We start from the raw sequence: 16,805 nt of genomic DNA, 5'->3' as shown, positions 1-16,805 counted from the left end.
AGTACCCCTTTTATTTCTTTTGCTGCCTGATGAGATAAAAGGGAGTAATAATAAGTGGATCTTGTCGACGATCCTAAGTCTTTTTCGTTCCTGTAATATAAACAGAATAAAACCTCTTATAACACAAAATTCTAAAAATCTAATACATAACCCTTATCGCCAACACAAATCATTCGCATTACGATCCCTGTTCCTTTTTCAGTGTCAGAAAAATATTATGGAAAACGTATCTGAACAAATGATTTTCGCCAGTGACAATGTGACTGCATTTACAAACCCTAAAAGCGAATCAACTTTTATTTTCAATCAACAAAACCTTGTTGATTATGAATCGGGTTCTATTCAAGCATTATCCTATGTACATCAAGCAATTAGTAGTAATCACAAAGTCTTTAATGGCAAGCTCGCTAATGAACTCAAAGATCTTGTCAGCAAAGTAAACTTAGATTCACCCGTAGGCAATACACGACAAGCATTAGAAGAACTTAAACACATTTATTTAAACAATGCTGTGTATTTCCACAACCCAAAATATGTCGCCCATTTAAATTGCCCTGTAGCGTATCCCAGTGTGATTGCCGAACAAATTCTTAGCGCCATTAACTCATCACTCGATACTTACGACCAAAGTGGTGCTGGCACATTAATGGAACAAAAGCTCATTGACTGGACTTGCAAGCAAATAGGATTTAATAGCGAAGCAGATGGTATTTTCACAAGTGGTGGTAGTCAGTCTAATTTAATGGCGTTGTTAATCGCAAGAGACTACTACGCTCAAACATTTCAAAATACCTCGCTACGTGATTCTGGGTTAACTGAACAAGCGACTCGCTATAAAATATTCACCTCTGAAGTCAGCCATTTTAGTGTGCAAAAATCCGCAGCCATTTTGGGACTTGGTTATGACGCTGTTGTATCAATACCAGTCGATAACGCATTTAAAATGGACACCCATGCACTAAAGCACGCCATCGAAAAAACCATTGAAGAGGGTGACACCCCTATTTGCGTCGTTGCCACCGCAGGTACAACTGATTTTGGCAGTATCGACCCACTACATGCAATTTCTCAATTATGTAAAGCACACAATATGTGGATGCATGTTGATGCTGCTTACGGCTGCGGGTTGCTGGTCAGTAAGCAACATAAAACAAAGTTAAACGGCATTGAAAACGCGAATTCCGTTACCGTGGATTATCACAAATCGTTCTTACAGCCAGTCAGCAGTAGCGCGTTCTTTATGCAAAATGGTCAACATTTTTCGTTACTTACCCACCATGCAGATTACCTCAACCCATTAAACACCGATACTGAAAAAACGCCGAACCTTGTTGATAAAAGTCTGCAAACCACACGTCGCTTTGATGCCCTAAAATTGTGGCTTACCTTACGTGTTATGGGCGCTGAGCAAATTGGCAACGTGTTCGACAAAGTGATTAAGCTCGCTAAGCAAACACACGCGATATTAAATCAAGATGATGAGTTTGAAGTGATCCATCAACCAGAGATCAGCACCTTGGTGTTTCGTTTTTACCAAGAAAGCTTATCCAATGAGCTACTAAATACCATCAACAATCAAATAAAGGAAAAATGCTTTAAAGCTGGAGAATGCGCAATTGCCCGCACGAAAGTAAAAGGCGTGCAATACCTTAAATTTACCCTACTTAATCCAACCACCAGCATTAAGCATATTTCTGAAATTTTATCTGAAATCAAAGCCCATGCGTATCTTGAACTCTCACAACAGGTAACGGACTAATACCATGCAACCAACCTATGATTTTATTGCGATTGGCCTAGGCCCCTTTAACCTTAGCCTTGCTTGTTTAACAGAGTCAATCAACGATTTAAACGGTTTATTCCTTGAACAACGTAGCGAATTTAATTGGCACCCGGGATTAATGATCGACGGTGTTCATCTGCAAACTCCCTTTATGTCTGATTTAGTGACCCTGGCCGACCCAACTAACCCATATAGTTACTTAAATTATGCAAAACAAAAAGGTAACTTATATCAGTTTTATATTCGTGAAGACTTTTTCTTACTGCGAAAAGAGTACAACCAATACTGCCAATGGGCGTCAAAATCACTTAGTAATGTTCAATTTGAGCGACAAGTCGTTCAGGTAGATTTCAATGAATCTGAGAGCCTTTATTGCATATTTGCTAAAGACAGTGCGGGTAATACACATCAATACTTTGCCAAACACCTTGTTTTAGGCACTGGGCCTGTGCCAAATTATACCGCTGCGGTTAATAAAAACGCAGACGATATTATCCACTCAGGGCAATACTTAGCTAACAAAGACGCGCTCACACAGGCTAAAAAATTGGTGATTGTTGGCTCTGGCCAAAGCGCGGCTGAAATCTATTATGATCTGCTAACAGATATTCGTTCACATAATTATGAACTCACTTGGGTAACACGGGCACCTCGCTTTTTCCCACTTGAGTATTCGAAGTTAACCCTAGAAATGACGTCGCCTAATTATGTGGACTATTACTATGATCTGCCACAAGTAAAAAAAGACGCATTAATTGCAAATCAAAAACACTTATATAAAGGCATAAATAGCTCTCTTATCAATGAAATTTATGACCTCTTGTATCAGTTAAAGCTCGATGGCGATGTACCAACGCGGTTACTCACTAACAGCGAATTAAAATCCCAATCAGGCCACAGCATAGCGTTTCAACAAACCGAGGCCGAGCACAGTTTCACACTTGAATTCGATAAATTAGTCATGGCCACAGGTTTTAGCTACCAAGACCCAGCCTTCTTAAGCGGTATTGAGTGTCAGATAAACCGCGATAACACAGGGCGTTTTGCTGTATCACGAGATTATTCTATCGACAAGCAACAACGTATTTTTGTGCAAAATGCAGAGTTACACACCCATGGCTTTGTCACCCCAGATCTTGGCATGGCATGTTATCGCAATAGCCAAATAATCAACCAGATTTTGGGCTATGCACACTATCAGGTTGAAACGCATACCACATTTCAAGAGTTTTTAGCGCCTGAAGCAACACCCTGCTCTGAAGGGGAAAATATGTAATGCGTATTTCGCTTAAAACCAGTTTGATTTTACTGACACTCATCTCAGTAATCTGCGACACCATGATTTTGCCTTTTTATCCTACTTTCTTTGCTGATCGTTTTGGCATAGATAATAGCCATCATGTAGGTGCTTATATTGCTGCTGTGTGCTTTACCGTTATGTGTGCTTTTCCCTACTGGGCAAAACTCGCCAAACGCGTTCATGAGGTACATATTTGGGTCGTAACCCAACTCATAGCAGCCTGCTTAGGTATTGCGTGTTTTTTTAGTACTGACATTGTTTGGTTCTGGGTTATTTCACTTGCGATGCTGGTATTTAAAGCCAGCTACCTACTGATATATCCATTTGTATTACGTTTAGAAGATCAACAATCCCATTTAGGTATTGTTGGCCTGTTTAGCGTATTGATGCATTTTGGTGGTATTGGTGGCGCATTACTCGGTGGTTGGGTAATTGATTTAACCGATATCCAAACCATTTATTTGATTATGGCACTGGGCGATATTGTACAAGTAGGTGTGTGTTTATACCTAAGTAAGCAACTCAAGCTGAAGTGGGCATTGCATCCAAAGGTTTCTTCGCCTGTATTACGTAAAAAAATACCAAATTTTATTTACACCATAGGTCTGGTGTCATTGTTCGTGTATTTTGCCGGGTTTCTTGCACGTCCTTATTTCACACTGTACTGGCAACATATTAGTGGTATCAGCAGTACCTTTATTGCCGGATTAATGTATGCAATTCCCGCTTGGATGGCATTGTTTGGGCTTATTCTCAGCAAAAGTCGCCGCTCACTTAACTGGACCAGCCAGCAACACATTCTTGCTGGGCTAGGGTTTGCAAGTATTGGTTTGTGGCTACAAGCATCGCCTGATTGGCAGAGTGTTATTGCTGGCCGTATTGTACTCGGCTATGCAATGTTTGTAATCACGGTGAAGCTTGAGGTGTTATTGTTTTCGCTCAGCCAACCAGAGCACTATGGCGAAGACTTTGCCAAAATCCATTTTATGCAAAACCTAGGGGTTATTGCCGCATCATTTTTAGTTGGATCTCTCGTACAACCCAACGCCTACGATACACCATTTTTAGTTGCATCAGGTGCAATGGCACTGACGTTTTTCGTTTTTATTGGCCTATTCAAAGTATTTACGCATAGCCCCACACATTCTCAACCATTACCGCAAAATCAGCCTACTTTAGAATCAGAGAAATCTTAAATGAAACAGATAGATCATGTTACTTTGCAAAGCCCACTTTTGGGTCAAATTAGCTTTAAGCCATTTTTACCAGACCACGACAGTAGCTTATTACACAGCTGGCTAACCCAACCCTATGCAAAATTTTGGGGAATGGAAAATGCTTCAATTGATGAGGTCAAAGCTTTTTATTCAACGCTGATAAACAGTGGACATGAAACAGCTTATCTTGGCTATATCAATGGCACTGCCCAGTTTTTGATAGAAATTTATGATGTGTCACAACACGAAATCGCCTCTCATATTGATATCACAGCAGGCGATATTGGCTTTCATATTTTATTAGCACCCAACACGCATCCTATTCGTGGTTTTAGCCATGATGTGATGCAACACTGTATGCAATTTATATTTGATGAATACCATGCAACGCGAATTTTAGTCGAGCCAGATTGTCATAATCACAAAGTCCACGCCCTTAATTTAAGTGTTGGTTTTCGTCACCTTAAAACCGTTCGCTTAAAACAAAAACAGGCTTTGCTGGGCGAACTAACTAAAACCGCGTTTAATCACAGTAAACAGTATGCTAATCATTTAAATAGCTCAATTCAGATAAATCACAGTTCGCCCGATGCGACACAATTCGCATCGCACATAAAAACAACACATTGGCAAAAAGCAAACCGACAGCTTATCGTTAAAATGATCACCGAGTTTTCTCATGAGCGGCTAATTACACCGTTTGAGTTAAGTACAGGTAGTTATTTGCTAACCAACAATAATGAGCTAGTGACTTATCACTTTTCTGCAAAGCAATTACCCCTTGATCATCTTATGATCGATGCATCGAGCCTAGTAAAAACAAATAACCAAGGGGAGCAGCAAGCTTTGGATGCCCTGGCGTTTCTATTGGAATTTGCCTCAAAGCTCGGATTAGCAGATCAGCAACTGGCTACCTACTTAGAAGAAGTATCTAGCACTTTAAGTTCAGCCTGCTATAAATACGCAAAACGATCATTCACCGCCCCCGAGTTAGTGCATCAGTCATTTCAAACGGTAGAGTCTGAAATGACCCATGGCCACCCCAGTTTTATTGCCAATAACGGACGCATTGGTTTTGATGCAACAGATTTTCATCAATACGCACCTGAAGCCGCATCTCCAATACAGATTATCTGGCTAGCAGGTGCTAAAACGCATACAGCATTTAATGCAATAAGTGATATCAGTTATCAGTCATTAATCGATAGCCAACTGGATTTAAGTGAGCAGTTACTCTTTGAAAAACGGCTTGCTGAAAAAGGCTTGCTACTGGATGACTACTACTTAATCCCAGTTCACCCTTGGCAGTGGGAAAATAAACTTGTTCACTTATATACCCGTGAATTAGCAAATAATACGCTAGTCTGTTTAGGTGTTGGATTTGATAAATACTTACCACAACAATCTATCCGTACCTTGTTTAACTTATCAAAGCCTAATAACTACTATGTGAAAGTAGCATTATCAATTTTAAACATGGGCTTTATGCGCGGTTTGTCGGCCAAATATATGGCGGTGACTCCGGCAATTAATCAGTGGGTCTATGATTTAGTGCTGAACGATACCACCCTATCTTCTCTTAATTTCGTACCGCTGCGCGAGCTTGCCACACTGGGCTTTAGTGGCAGTCATTACGAAGATAGTCAATTAGGGGATACACCTTATAAAAAAATGATCGCAGCCCTTTGGCGTGATAACCCTACTAATTTAATCGACAATTCAGAGCAACTTGCAACCATGGCCAGCTTGCTGCATCAAGATAATAATGGCAATGCGTATATAGTGGCCAAAATAAACGCATCAAAGCGCTCACCTGAGGCATGGCTAAAAGCGTATTTAAAAGCGTATTTAATCCCTCTGCTGCACTGCTTTTATAAGTACAAATTGGTGTTTATGCCGCACGGTGAAAACTTGATTTTAAGGTTTAAAGATCATGTGCCAGTAGGTGTCTTTATGAAGGATATTGGTGAGGAGGTGTGTGTGCTTAATTCACAAGATGAATTACCCGAAGAAATCGCACGCATTGCTATCACTATGCCAAAAGAGCTTGAACTATTGTCTATTTTCACAGATGTCTTTGACTGTATTTTCAGATACATGGTGCCATTACTCGCGCAAGAAAATTGCTTTACACCAAAGCAATTTTGGCAATTAGTTGCAACTGAAATTAACCAATATCAGGCAGCCCACCCTGAACTAAGTGAGCGCTTTGCACAGTACGACATATTCTGCGAAGAATTCGAACTCTCATGCTTAAATCGCTTGCAGCTTAAGAATAACAAACAAATGGTCGACTTAACGGACCCAGCAAATAGCCTGCAATTTGCCGGAAAGTTAGCCAACCCCATAGCATTGTTTAAAGACTAAATGGCCATTCAAACCAATAAAGGGTGCACTAAAGCTGTGTTGGCAACTTCAATAAGTACAGTGCCCGAGGTTAAACTAGTGGGTGATAGTGACATTAATTTTCACTATCATCCCAATGCTATCTCTTCACTTTATCGCACCTTGCAAGAAAAGTTCAGTCACACAACACGTGCGTACCACGTTGTGAATTTATGGCGACAACTTATTTGGCAACCCATCTATTTATCTGTGGCTAGTTGCTACCGCGCCAAAATAAGTACAAATCTTCATGAGCTGAAACAAGTACAAACAGAAAACATATTGTATGGTTTGCAGGTGACAAACATTGTGACTCACCACACACTGCAACATGCGATTAATGCCAATATCCATTCATTAAGAAGGTGTTTGGATCACGCCTTCAATACCATGAAGCAAGTCTGCCATCTCTCGTATGGACAGAGTGTAAAAATCGTTTGCGATATTCTGGCAAACGCTTTTGTCCGAGTGTCAGGTATCGCGCAAAGCGATGTATTAACCGCTGCACTGAGTGAGTGGCAACACGCCCTTTTTAATAAACAACATACTTTTTTAGATAGGCAAAGCAATTCACAAAAAATCAAGCTAGCAACCTGCTGCTTACATGTTCAAATCGAGCCCAATAACCCGTGTGAAAATTGCCCCAAAAATTCCATTAGGAGAACAACACATGCCAACTAATCGCTTGGTTTCCATTGATATCGCTCGTGGCATGAGTGTCATTATTATGATCTGTGTGCATACATTGTGGATGTATGCAGATAAAGACACACAATCGAGTTCTTTACTGGGTGATATTATTCACTTTCTCGGTAAAGGCACCGCGTCATTTCTTGTTGCTATGGGAATCTCATTGATGCTATCAAGGCGACAATCTAGTCGTGATTTACTTTTTCGTGGCCTAACAATTCTCGCAATTGGTTACAGTATGAATTTTCTAAAATTCGTACTGCCCATTATGCTGGGTGTCATGCCTGAGTCATTTGTCGCTGCTTATGAGTGGAAAACACCTTTAAGTTTCTTTCAATATCAATACCTCATCTTAACCGGTGACATTCTTCAAATGGCAGGCTTCTCGTTGATTATTCTTAGTGCTATTACGCAGTTTATTAAGAATGAGTGGGGGTATCTTATCGTTGCCTTGGCAATAGCTGTGAGCGCTAAGCCATTAAGTGGTTGGACGCCAGGCATTGCCGGGTTAGATTATTTAGCCAAAGTACTGTGGGGCAATACCTATCAAATATATTTTCCACTTTTCCCGTGGTTAAGCTGCATTTTGGTGGGCATGTTTATCGGTAAACGGTTTGTGCAAAGTCACAATAGTGTCGCGTTACACAGCGACTGCTTGAAAATGGGTATAACTTTGACCTTACTTGGTGGCGGGTTGATGGCATGGGATTTTGATTATCATTTTGGCAATTTTTTCCATACTGGATTTGGTGGTATCGCCTATTTAATTGGAGTTAACTTAATCGCTTTGTGGTGCCTCAATAAACTACTAAAAAGCGTTATATTCGAACGATTACATGGTCTATTTAGTTACTGTTCGCAGCATGTTACTAGCCTTTATGTAACCCAATGGGTGTTAATTTGTTGGGGCATGGCGATTGTTGGATACCAAACCATGAACTCGTTACAAACAATAATGTTAATGCCCTTAACGATTTCCCTAACGCTGCTTTGCCATTATGGCTATGTAACAGCTAGAAAGAACCTAAGTCTTAACAAATATGCATTGAAACGAGCACCGCAAGTTGAGTGATTTAGAGATTTAAAACCGCTTTTACATTTGCTAAATAAGTTTGCGATACTGGCACTTCGGTGCCGTTTTGCAAAACAAGAATGAGCTTGCGCCCGTCTTTTTTAGTATCTACCACGGCGTATTTGGCTACCCACCATGAGCGGTGAGTTTGAAAACCGTCATAATGCTCAAGCTTCGCGAGCGCATCTTTAAAACGCATTAATAACAGATGCTCGCCTTTATCTGTTTTTACATTTAAGTAGTGATCGTCCATTTGCAAACAAATTAACTTACCGCGTTTGGCAATGGGTAGCTCATTAATTAATTCATCAACGGCTTGGTTTTGAATGGTATCGACTTTTTTAGATTCTAATGCCAATTCTTCAGCACTTTCTTTTAGTTGCTGATGTTGTTGCATCATAAGTGTTTTAATTGAGCTTACACCGGCAATAATACCGCCGATGAATAAACTTGCGAGAAAAGACAGCGGCAGTGATTGCCAGTAGTTTTCAAACGCATCAAAAAAGCTTTCAATAATAAAGGGCGCTAAAAACCCCATAATTATGCTTGCTACTAGCGTAGAAATAACCAACCGCACCGGCGAGTTATTCAAGGGCTCAGGAAGCACCGTCATCAACCATTTCGAAAAAAAGTGCATAGTCGGTGAATAAACAGCATACCCTGTAAAGCAAATCACAGTCCAAAAAGTCCCAGCATACAGCATATCAATTTGATGCATACCAAAGGGTCTTAAAAACGTTAAAAACACCACAAAAACCGCAACCACCAGCGAATCGCTAAGCATATCTTTCGCTCGCCACAATTCGGTTAAAGACTGATTTTGTTGGTTTATTTTACGATTCGCCAATTTAACACCACCACATTCGACTTATTTTACGAAGTTTTCAGCAGCACTGACGAAGGCGCCATTGTTGCATTAAAAAATTCACTTTAACGTTTACCTCACGAGCAAATAACTGCTCGAATAATTAACTCAAATATAAGGACAAACAATGAAACTTTTAAAACTATGCGTAATTGCTTTAAACCTTTTTATTCTACCTATATACGCGCAAACGGTGCAATTTAATATTGAGGCCGTAAAACATGATACAGGCAAACTTTATGTACAGCTGTTTAAAGGTGAAGACAATTACAAAAAGGGCAAGGCATATAACGCAACCATTGTAAGCGCTAAAGCGGGCGACGTAATGGTGACGTTTAATGATGTTGAACCCGGTCAATACGCCATTCGCTTTTTTCATGATGAAAATGATAACGGCAGCCTCGATACCAATATGTTCAGCATTCCTGTTGAAGGGTATGGCTTTTCGAACAATGCGGTAATCAACTTTGGTCCTCCAAGCTATCGTGAAATGGCCTTTAACGTCGCTGAAGCACCCGTTTCTAATTCATCAAAAGTAAATTACTAGGAGCGTATAAGATGCAGCGAAGAGATGCGATTAAAAGCTTATTTGGTTTGTCTGTGGTGGCCGCATGCTCTCCACTGCCCACCTTTGCAAACCTAGCGAGCAAGCAATCAGACCCTTTAGTACTAAATGCCAAACTGTTTGCCAAAGCAAAAGCCAGCAACCCAAATTTAATTGGGTTTGAAGGCCTTGATAATGATTTACCGCTACAACAGCTTACCCTTGAAGGTAATCTGCCAAGCGATTTTAGAGGCGCGTTTTATCGCAATGGCCCTGCAGTGCATCAACGCGGCGAACAACGATACCTGCATTTGTTTGAAGGTGATGGCATGATCCAGCATTTCAACTTTACAAACAAAGGCATTACACATCAGGCAAAGTTTGTACAAACACCGAAATATCAGCAGGAGCAAAGCGCCAGCAGGTTTTTATTTTCAGGGCCTGATAGTCAGTTACAAAATAGCCTGTCGGTAAATAACCCCGACGCTATAAATACCGCAAATACCAATGTGATACCGGTCAATGGTGAGCTTTGGGCGTTGTGGGAAGCAGGCTCTGCAACCGCATTAGATGCAACAACACTGAATACCAAAGATTTTGTAAACTTAGGAAACAACTCCCGTTATGGGAACAGCTTAAAAGGGCTGGCATTTTCAGCCCACCCTAAGGTTGAAGCCGATGGCACTATTTGGAATTTTGGCAGTACCATTACCGGCGACATTGTGCTCTATCAGCTAAATAAATTTGGTATCACGCAAAAAGTAAACTTGCTCAAAACTGACTATCGCGGTGGCTTGCTGCACGACTTTCTGATTACACAAAACCATTTATTAATTATTTTACCGTCTTTAGACCGAGACAAAACCGACGAACGCTTTTTTGGCGCTATTCGCTTTAAAGATGAATTACCGATGCGGGTATTGGTGGTTGATAAAAACACCCTTACTTTAAAACGTGAATACCAGCTAGATGCGGGCTTTGCCTTTCATTTTGGCAATGCGTGGGAAGATGCACAAGGCACAATCCGTTTTGATGCTAGCCTTTACCCGAATATTGAAACGCTGCATTACATGAGTGAGTTAATGCGTGGCAATACACCCGAAGCAGCACCGGCAAAAACGGTTTTATTCACCTTAAATCAAAATGGCACATCAGATAAACAAACTGTCGATGGCATCAGCGAGTTCCCTCGTATTTACAGTCACTTAACTGGGCTAAAAAATGAGTTATTGGTGACGTTAACATCGATACAAAGTGATGTGTGGAGCGACAGTGTGCGCATTGTTAATGTAAATAATGGCAAGCAAGATACCTTTGTGTATGGCGAAGACTTTTTGGTTGAGGAGCATGTTATTGTTGATAACACACAACAAGAAGGAAGCGGCTATTTAGTGGGCACAGCGCTTCATGTGCCGTCAAAGCGCACCTGCGTTAATATTTTTAAAATAGGTCATGTTAGTGATGGCCCAATTTGCCGCGCTTGGTTGGGGCAAGCCTTACCGCTTGGCTTTCATGGTAATTTTATGGCGGTTTAACAATTCTTGACAATGCTTTATGGTGAACTTATCTATAATTCACAACTCAAAACAGAGACTTATTTAAAAAGGACGCACCATGAAGCCATTGTTTTATTTATCACTTTTAGCGCTTTCAAGTTTAGCATCTGCCAACAGCCATTTACCTAATCACCGCCATATTGCAATTACCGGCTACGGCGAAACCACAGTTAAGCCAGATATCGCTATTTTGCATTTTTCGGTAGAGCATACCGATAAAAAAAGCGCAGAGGCTAAAGCTGAAGTTGATAAACGCTTTAATACCCTGTTAAAAGGTCTTAAGAAATACAAGATTAGCGAAAAAGACATTATCGCATCACGCATTGCGGTATCACCGCGATACGAGTATTCGCAGCAAGAGCGCAAACAACTGCATGTTGGCTACTCTACAAGTCGCTCAATTCAAGTAACCGTGAACGATTTAACCATGCTTAGTGATGTGATGGATTTAGCGTTAAGCGTTGAAGTAAACCAAATTCAACGTGTTGAAATGGCTTCGTCAAAAGAAGAACAGCTCCAGCAAAAAGCAGTAGAACTTGCTATTGAAAATGCAAAAACCAATGGTGCAGCCCTCGCCAATTCGTTTGGCGCAGCACTTGGCAAAGTTTACAGTATTAACGCGCAAAATTACGACCAAATTAAGCATTACGGAACAATGGAAAAAATGGGTAATGCACGCATGATGAGTGCTGATATGGGGTCGGTTTCGCCCGGTACTTATTTACAAGACGACCTCACCTTTAAAGCCACAATTAATGTGGTGTTTGATTTAAAAAGTAAAAACTAATTTGTGGGTTAATAACAAACCAATTGCGAACACAATTAATACAGCAATAATTGCTAGAAAATAATGTGTTATCTAACGCTTAGGTTAGTTATAGTGGGCAGCGAATAATCGCTGCCCAAGGTTTTTAAATTACATGCGTAAATCCGATAAAAAATTAGATAACCAAATCCGCATTGCGCTCACTGCACTTTGCGAAGAAACCCTTAAAAACTTAGCGGGGTTTTGCTGGGTTACGCACACAGTTAACTTTCAAAAATTTCCGCAAAGTTTGCAAATTACCTGCGTTTTTGAAGACACAAATGCCTTATCCAATTTTACTAATAGCGAGCACTTGCACTCAGTCCGCTCGCAAATAGAACAAACGCTTAAACAACTAAATATTAATACTGCTGCTATCAAAGAGTGTGTTACTTTCGTAACCAAACAGGATGCACCTTAGTGCCTCTTTACACCTATAAAATGGAGTTTTTATGATTAGATTATTACTTTGCCTTATCGCATTTTCGCCAATTACCTTATTTGCTAATCAAAATGTGATTAGTGTTGATCGCGTAGTACCCCATAGTTTTGAACTGGCATTTCCAAACGAGCGCAATATCGAACCTGAATTAAGCGACTTCCATGTAAAAAATTTTGTGTTAATGAGCAACGAAAATGGTGAGCGTTTCGCCGTTGTGACCATTCAAAACCTTGCCAATGGCTCACGTACGCTCAATCATAAACATTTAATGGCACAAGTTAGCAATGGCGCGCGTATTCGCCCATTAGCATTTGAGCAAATGTTTAAAGACGATGAAACCTTATCGCTCACTATTCAGTTTGGTGAAAGTAATTTTCCATTATTAACCGTTTATTCTCGCACTAAAGGCTAAATTTCAAGGCGAACAATCGAGGCAAATAACATGATTACACGTAATAATGCAGGCTTAATTGTTGTTGATATTCAAGGAAAACTAGCAAGCCTAATGGCTGGCGGTGATGCCTATATTGAACATTGTTGCGCGCTTATCTCGGGCGCTAAAATTCTTAATCTTCCGATCATTTGGCTTGAACAAAACCCTGAAAAATTAGGTGCAACACACCCTAAAATAGCAAACTTACTGGCCGATATTACACCTATCACAAAATACACCTTTGATGCCTTTCGCGAGCCCGTGTTTATGCAAACAATTGAGCACGAAAGTAAGGCCCATTGGTTGGTCTGTGGTATTGAAGCGCATATTTGTGTTTATCAAACTTGCTCAAGTTTGCTGCTCAACAATTATCAAGTACACTTGGTGGGCGATTGTATTGCATCTCGTAAAGCAGAAAATAAACAGCTTGCCATCACTAAACTACAGCAATTAGGTGCACATATTACGGGGCTTGAAATGAGCCTGTTTGAATTAGTAAAAGATTGCCGCGACGAGCACTTTAAAGCGATATTAAATTTAATTAAATAAGCTGAGCTTAGGTTAAATAATATTAATGTTTCGTGTTGTTTAATCGCATGACTTACCTGAAACACGCGCTACTATGGTAAACTTGGCGCGTGTTTTATAAATAAAGTTGTTCCCTGCAATGATCCCGAGTAAATACCAACGTTTTGTCTTTTCTTTTTTTATGGCACTGTTAATGTCATTTTTAATGTCGTTTGTTATTACCTTATTCAATGTTGGCTTTGTTGATAATTTAATCTCACTCTGGCTAAAAGCCTGGGGTTTTGCATTTGTTGTTGCGTTTCCAACAGTTACCTTAGTTGCACCTGTTGTAAATAAACTCACCCGCCTTTTTGTTGCACAAGATTGATAAACAAAATTTAATTAAGTCATTTAAAAACATAATATTACAATCCATCACAATCGCTAGACTTGCGCTTTCATTTACGTCATTATTTCAAATTCTTAACAATAAAAATAAAGGACTAAAATGCAAGCGCCAGTATTTAAAGCGAGCCTAATTGCATCGAGCATTCTCTTACTCACGGCATGTGGTTCCGACGACAAACCGAATAAAGCTCCAACTATTTCAAGCAATATTGCCAGTGCCTACCCTGAGCGTGGTGATGTTGCTATTGCCATTACACTTTCAGACAGTGACGGTAGCATTAAGTCGTCAAATGTCGTGCAAAGTAGCGGCCCAACGGTCGAGTTCACATATGCTAATGGAAATTTAAGCTTTACTGCGCCAGAAGTTGCCAGCGATAGCGCTGTCGGTTTTACCGTAACCGCAAGCGACAACGACGGTGCCCAATCAACGCTTAACATCAGCACCACCATTACCGATGTAAACCGCGCACCAATTGCCGACGCATCTCAAGTACAGGTTGAATTTAACCAAGCGCGAGAGTTTGATTTAGGCATTTCAGATCCTGATGGCGACACGGTACAAATTGCAATTAAAACTGCGCCGCAACAAGGTGAATTAACCTTACTTGAAAACAACTTATTTTCTTATACGCCTAGCCTAAACAGCGCTGAAGACCAAGAGTTTGAAATCACCTTAAGCGATGGTGACCTTGAAACAACGCAGCTAGTCAGCATTCAATTAGTTGATACAAGTGCCCCTGTAATTGTGACCAAAACCCCTGAATCAAACGCACGTTTAGTCGCAGTTGATAGCAACATTACAATTTCATTCGATGATGTATTAGACGCAACCAGCGTTACCACTAATTCAGATGCACAATGTAGCGGCAGCATTCAGGTAAGTAACGATAACTTTGTTACATGTGTTGCGCTTGACGTAAGCTCGGCAACAACTGATGCTAACCCAACTGTTTTAACCTTAAACCCAGCTCAAAGCCTTTCTGCATCAAGTGATTACGTTGTAAAAGTAACGGGTGATGTTGCCAACTTCCACGGCACGTCGCTTGTTGAACAAAGCTTTACATTTAAAACTGAAAACAGTGATCTGCTTATTTCAGAAGTGTCATCGTCAAAATATTGGGAAGATAACCGTTGGGTAGAAGTTTATAACGGTACGGCCAGCCCTGTTTCACTTGCAGACTACCAAATTGTTGCCGAAAGCATTAACTATACCGATTGGAGTGATACTGGCGTAAGAGCTTTTGCACTTTCAGACAAAACCCTCGCACCGGGTGAGTTTATCGTGCTACAAGCAAAGCATGGTAACGGCTACTGGCAACAGAGTGTCGCTGAATCAGATCAGCTAATGTTAATTTCAGACGAATCAAATATTCACCCTGAATGGTACTACTCAGGCGGTTTTGTTGAATTACAAACGGTGTCTGGTACAACGATAGATTTTGTTAGCTTTGGCGAAAATGCCTACCTGCCAACTGACGCAAGCCAATGGCAAGCAGGTAATAATGCCGCGCCAATGGAAGAAGAGCTAGGTATGAGTGTTGTTCGCACAGCGCTTGATAGCGATACAAACTCAGCGCAAGACTGGCAAGTAAGCTATTACATGACGCCGGGCGGACAAAATGACGTAAGCTGTAATACCGATGACGACAACGACGGCATTCCAGATTGTGCCGAACAAGAAGGCGCAACCTTTGCAGGCCTACCACTTTATGAGTGGGGTGCTCGCGCGGGTGTAAGAGACATCTTTATCGAAGTCGACTACATGGAAAGTAATGACCCAGGTATTCAATTGCATCGCCAAGCATTAGATTCAGTTAAAGCGGCATTTGCAGCGCAAAATATTGCAATGCATTTTGATGCCGGTGATTTATACCACCAAGCTGAAGGTATTTCGCCAGCCGACTATGACTTAGGTGGTGGTAACCAAGTTGATTTTTACGCGCAAACTAACTTTGCAGGTTCAGCTGAAGCACCAAGTATTCTTGACCATAAAGTGAAAAATTTCGACATCAAACGTCGTCCTATTTTCCACTACATGCTAATGGCAAATAGTCAGAACGAAGATGGCTCGGCGGGTTCTTCAGGCCTTGCTGAAATCAACGGTAATGACTTTATTATTTCTATGGGTAACTGGGGTTTTAGCTTAGAAACCGAAATAGACCGAAATGTTGTTTACAACATGCAAGCAGGCACGATTATGCATGAGCTAGGTCACAACCTAGGCCTTGGTCATGGCGGTAACAACCACACCAATAACAAACCTAATCACCACAGCGTAATGAACTACTTGTATCAATTAAGTGGTTTATCAACTATCGGTGAAAGCGAAGGTGACCGTTACCACCGTCGTTTCTTCTCTGGTAACAACAACTGTTTCCCAGAAGACGCACAATTAATTGATGGCTTTACCTCTGCACCAGAAGATTTCAAAATCAGCTACTCACACGGTGTTAATGGCACAATTAACGAAGCTCAAATCGATGAGTCGCTTGGTTTAGTTAATGCGAATTCTGTTGCGGTTGATTTTGATTGTAACGGCAACAGCAGCGACGTATTAACTAACTACGACTTAAACTTTGATGGCCAATTAAGTGCCGAGCTTAACGACTTTAACGAATGGGATAACTTAGTACTTAACTTTACGCGTTATTGGAGTGGCGCAAATGGTGGCGCTACGGTTTCATCAAATGAGCAACAAAAGCCACAAAACGTTATGAACTCTGATCTACAAGAAGTTATTGTTGAGCAAGCGCCATCTAAGGAGCTGTTAAAAATGATTTCTACCGCTGGTAAATAAC

At 40.7% G+C, this 16,805-nt stretch carries 15 protein-coding genes; 14 read left to right on the top strand and 1 reads right to left on the bottom strand.

The window, feature by feature from the left end; all coding sequences use genetic code 11:
- Positions 1-217 precede the first annotated feature (217 nt).
- Genes L1068_RS19110 through L1068_RS19085 form a run of 6 tightly spaced genes read left to right on the top strand, consistent with a single transcriptional unit; the run spans position 218 to position 8,447 of the window.
- On the top strand, positions 218-1,759 hold the full coding sequence (locus L1068_RS19110; protein WP_237131496.1) for an aspartate aminotransferase family protein: 1,542 nt from the start codon (positions 218-220) through the stop codon (positions 1,757-1,759).
- Positions 1,760-1,763: 4 nt separating this feature from the next.
- Positions 1,764-3,059, top strand: coding sequence for a SidA/IucD/PvdA family monooxygenase (locus L1068_RS19105; protein ID WP_237131495.1), 1,296 nt, complete (start codon positions 1,764-1,766; stop codon positions 3,057-3,059).
- Positions 3,059-4,279: an MFS transporter gene (locus tag L1068_RS19100; protein ID WP_237131494.1), complete on the top strand. Its 1,221-nt coding sequence runs from the start codon at positions 3,059-3,061 to the stop codon at positions 4,277-4,279. The genes L1068_RS19105 and L1068_RS19100 overlap by 1 nt, the downstream gene beginning before the upstream one ends.
- Entirely contained in the window at positions 4,280-6,667 is a 2,388-nt protein-coding gene (locus L1068_RS19095; RefSeq protein ID WP_237131493.1) for a GNAT family N-acetyltransferase, read from the top strand. It begins immediately after the preceding gene.
- Positions 6,668-7,366 (top strand): hypothetical protein, encoded by a 699-nt coding sequence (locus tag L1068_RS19090; RefSeq protein ID WP_237131492.1) that lies wholly within the window; start codon positions 6,668-6,670, stop codon positions 7,364-7,366. It abuts the gene before it with no gap.
- Positions 7,356-8,447, top strand: a complete 1,092-nt coding sequence (locus L1068_RS19085; RefSeq protein WP_237131491.1) for a heparan-alpha-glucosaminide N-acetyltransferase domain-containing protein — start codon at positions 7,356-7,358, stop codon at positions 8,445-8,447. The genes L1068_RS19090 and L1068_RS19085 overlap by 11 nt, the downstream gene beginning before the upstream one ends.
- Before the next feature lies 1 nt (position 8,448).
- Here L1068_RS19085 and L1068_RS19080 read toward each other — a convergent pair whose 3' ends face one another.
- Positions 8,449-9,294 carry a LytTR family DNA-binding domain-containing protein gene (locus L1068_RS19080; RefSeq protein ID WP_237131490.1) on the bottom strand — a complete coding sequence of 282 codons (846 nt, stop codon included), beginning with the start codon at positions 9,292-9,294 and terminating at the stop codon, positions 8,449-8,451.
- A gap of 145 nt (positions 9,295-9,439) precedes the next feature.
- Between L1068_RS19080 and L1068_RS19075 the strand changes: the two genes are divergently transcribed.
- The 8 genes from L1068_RS19075 (at position 9,440) to L1068_RS19040 (ending at position 16,804) form a co-directional block, all read left to right on the top strand.
- Complete coding sequence (locus tag L1068_RS19075) at positions 9,440-9,859, top strand: DUF2141 domain-containing protein (RefSeq protein WP_237131489.1); 420 nt, start codon at positions 9,440-9,442, stop codon at positions 9,857-9,859.
- A gap of 11 nt (positions 9,860-9,870) precedes the next feature.
- On the top strand, positions 9,871-11,391 hold the full coding sequence (locus L1068_RS19070) for a carotenoid oxygenase family protein (RefSeq protein ID WP_237131488.1): 1,521 nt from the start codon (positions 9,871-9,873) through the stop codon (positions 11,389-11,391).
- 79 nt (positions 11,392-11,470) lie between these two features.
- On the top strand, positions 11,471-12,199 hold the full coding sequence (locus L1068_RS19065) for an SIMPL domain-containing protein (RefSeq protein WP_237131487.1): 729 nt from the start codon (positions 11,471-11,473) through the stop codon (positions 12,197-12,199).
- Between the two features lie 133 nt (positions 12,200-12,332).
- Positions 12,333-12,638, top strand: coding sequence for a Fis family transcriptional regulator (locus L1068_RS19060; protein WP_237131486.1), 306 nt, complete (start codon positions 12,333-12,335; stop codon positions 12,636-12,638).
- Positions 12,639-12,669: 31 nt separating this feature from the next.
- Complete coding sequence (locus L1068_RS19055) at positions 12,670-13,071, top strand: hypothetical protein (protein ID WP_237131485.1); 402 nt, start codon at positions 12,670-12,672, stop codon at positions 13,069-13,071.
- Positions 13,072-13,101: 30 nt separating this feature from the next.
- On the top strand, positions 13,102-13,641 hold the full coding sequence (locus L1068_RS19050) for an isochorismatase family protein (RefSeq protein ID WP_054977865.1): 540 nt from the start codon (positions 13,102-13,104) through the stop codon (positions 13,639-13,641).
- Positions 13,642-13,759: 118 nt separating this feature from the next.
- Positions 13,760-13,987 (top strand): DUF2798 domain-containing protein, encoded by a 228-nt coding sequence (locus tag L1068_RS19045; RefSeq protein WP_010558608.1) that lies wholly within the window; start codon positions 13,760-13,762, stop codon positions 13,985-13,987.
- 120 nt (positions 13,988-14,107) lie between these two features.
- Positions 14,108-16,804: an Ig-like domain-containing protein gene (locus L1068_RS19040; protein ID WP_237131484.1), complete on the top strand. Its 2,697-nt coding sequence runs from the start codon at positions 14,108-14,110 to the stop codon at positions 16,802-16,804.
- Position 16,805: the final 1 nt, after the last annotated feature.

This window comes from Pseudoalteromonas sp. MMG024, assembly GCF_021654175.1.
GTDB lineage: Bacteria > Pseudomonadota > Gammaproteobacteria > Enterobacterales > Alteromonadaceae > Pseudoalteromonas.
This window is presented reverse-complemented; position numbering and strand designations above follow the sequence as displayed.

What these genes read in the sequence shown, in the direction of transcription:
- L1068_RS19045 (WP_010558608.1), top strand. Translation starts at nt 13,760, where the DNA reads ATGATCCCGAGTAAATACCAACGTTTTGTCTTTTCTTTTTTTATGGCA.
- L1068_RS19100 (WP_237131494.1), top strand. Translation starts at nt 3,059, where the DNA reads ATGCGTATTTCGCTTAAAACCAGTTTGATTTTACTGACACTCATCTCA.
- L1068_RS19085 (WP_237131491.1), top strand. Translation starts at nt 7,356, where the DNA reads ATGCCAACTAATCGCTTGGTTTCCATTGATATCGCTCGTGGCATGAGT.
- L1068_RS19060 (WP_237131486.1), top strand. Translation starts at nt 12,333, where the DNA reads ATGCGTAAATCCGATAAAAAATTAGATAACCAAATCCGCATTGCGCTC.
- L1068_RS19095 (WP_237131493.1), top strand. Translation starts at nt 4,280, where the DNA reads ATGAAACAGATAGATCATGTTACTTTGCAAAGCCCACTTTTGGGTCAA.
- L1068_RS19075 (WP_237131489.1), top strand. Translation starts at nt 9,440, where the DNA reads ATGAAACTTTTAAAACTATGCGTAATTGCTTTAAACCTTTTTATTCTA.
- L1068_RS19070 (WP_237131488.1), top strand. Translation starts at nt 9,871, where the DNA reads ATGCAGCGAAGAGATGCGATTAAAAGCTTATTTGGTTTGTCTGTGGTG.
- L1068_RS19040 (WP_237131484.1), top strand. Translation starts at nt 14,108, where the DNA reads ATGCAAGCGCCAGTATTTAAAGCGAGCCTAATTGCATCGAGCATTCTC.
- L1068_RS19065 (WP_237131487.1), top strand. Translation starts at nt 11,471, where the DNA reads ATGAAGCCATTGTTTTATTTATCACTTTTAGCGCTTTCAAGTTTAGCA.
- L1068_RS19110 (WP_237131496.1), top strand. Translation starts at nt 218, where the DNA reads ATGGAAAACGTATCTGAACAAATGATTTTCGCCAGTGACAATGTGACT.
- L1068_RS19055 (WP_237131485.1), top strand. Translation starts at nt 12,670, where the DNA reads ATGATTAGATTATTACTTTGCCTTATCGCATTTTCGCCAATTACCTTA.
- L1068_RS19105 (WP_237131495.1), top strand. Translation starts at nt 1,764, where the DNA reads ATGCAACCAACCTATGATTTTATTGCGATTGGCCTAGGCCCCTTTAAC.
- L1068_RS19090 (WP_237131492.1), top strand. Translation starts at nt 6,668, where the DNA reads ATGGCCATTCAAACCAATAAAGGGTGCACTAAAGCTGTGTTGGCAACT.
- L1068_RS19050 (WP_054977865.1), top strand. Translation starts at nt 13,102, where the DNA reads ATGATTACACGTAATAATGCAGGCTTAATTGTTGTTGATATTCAAGGA.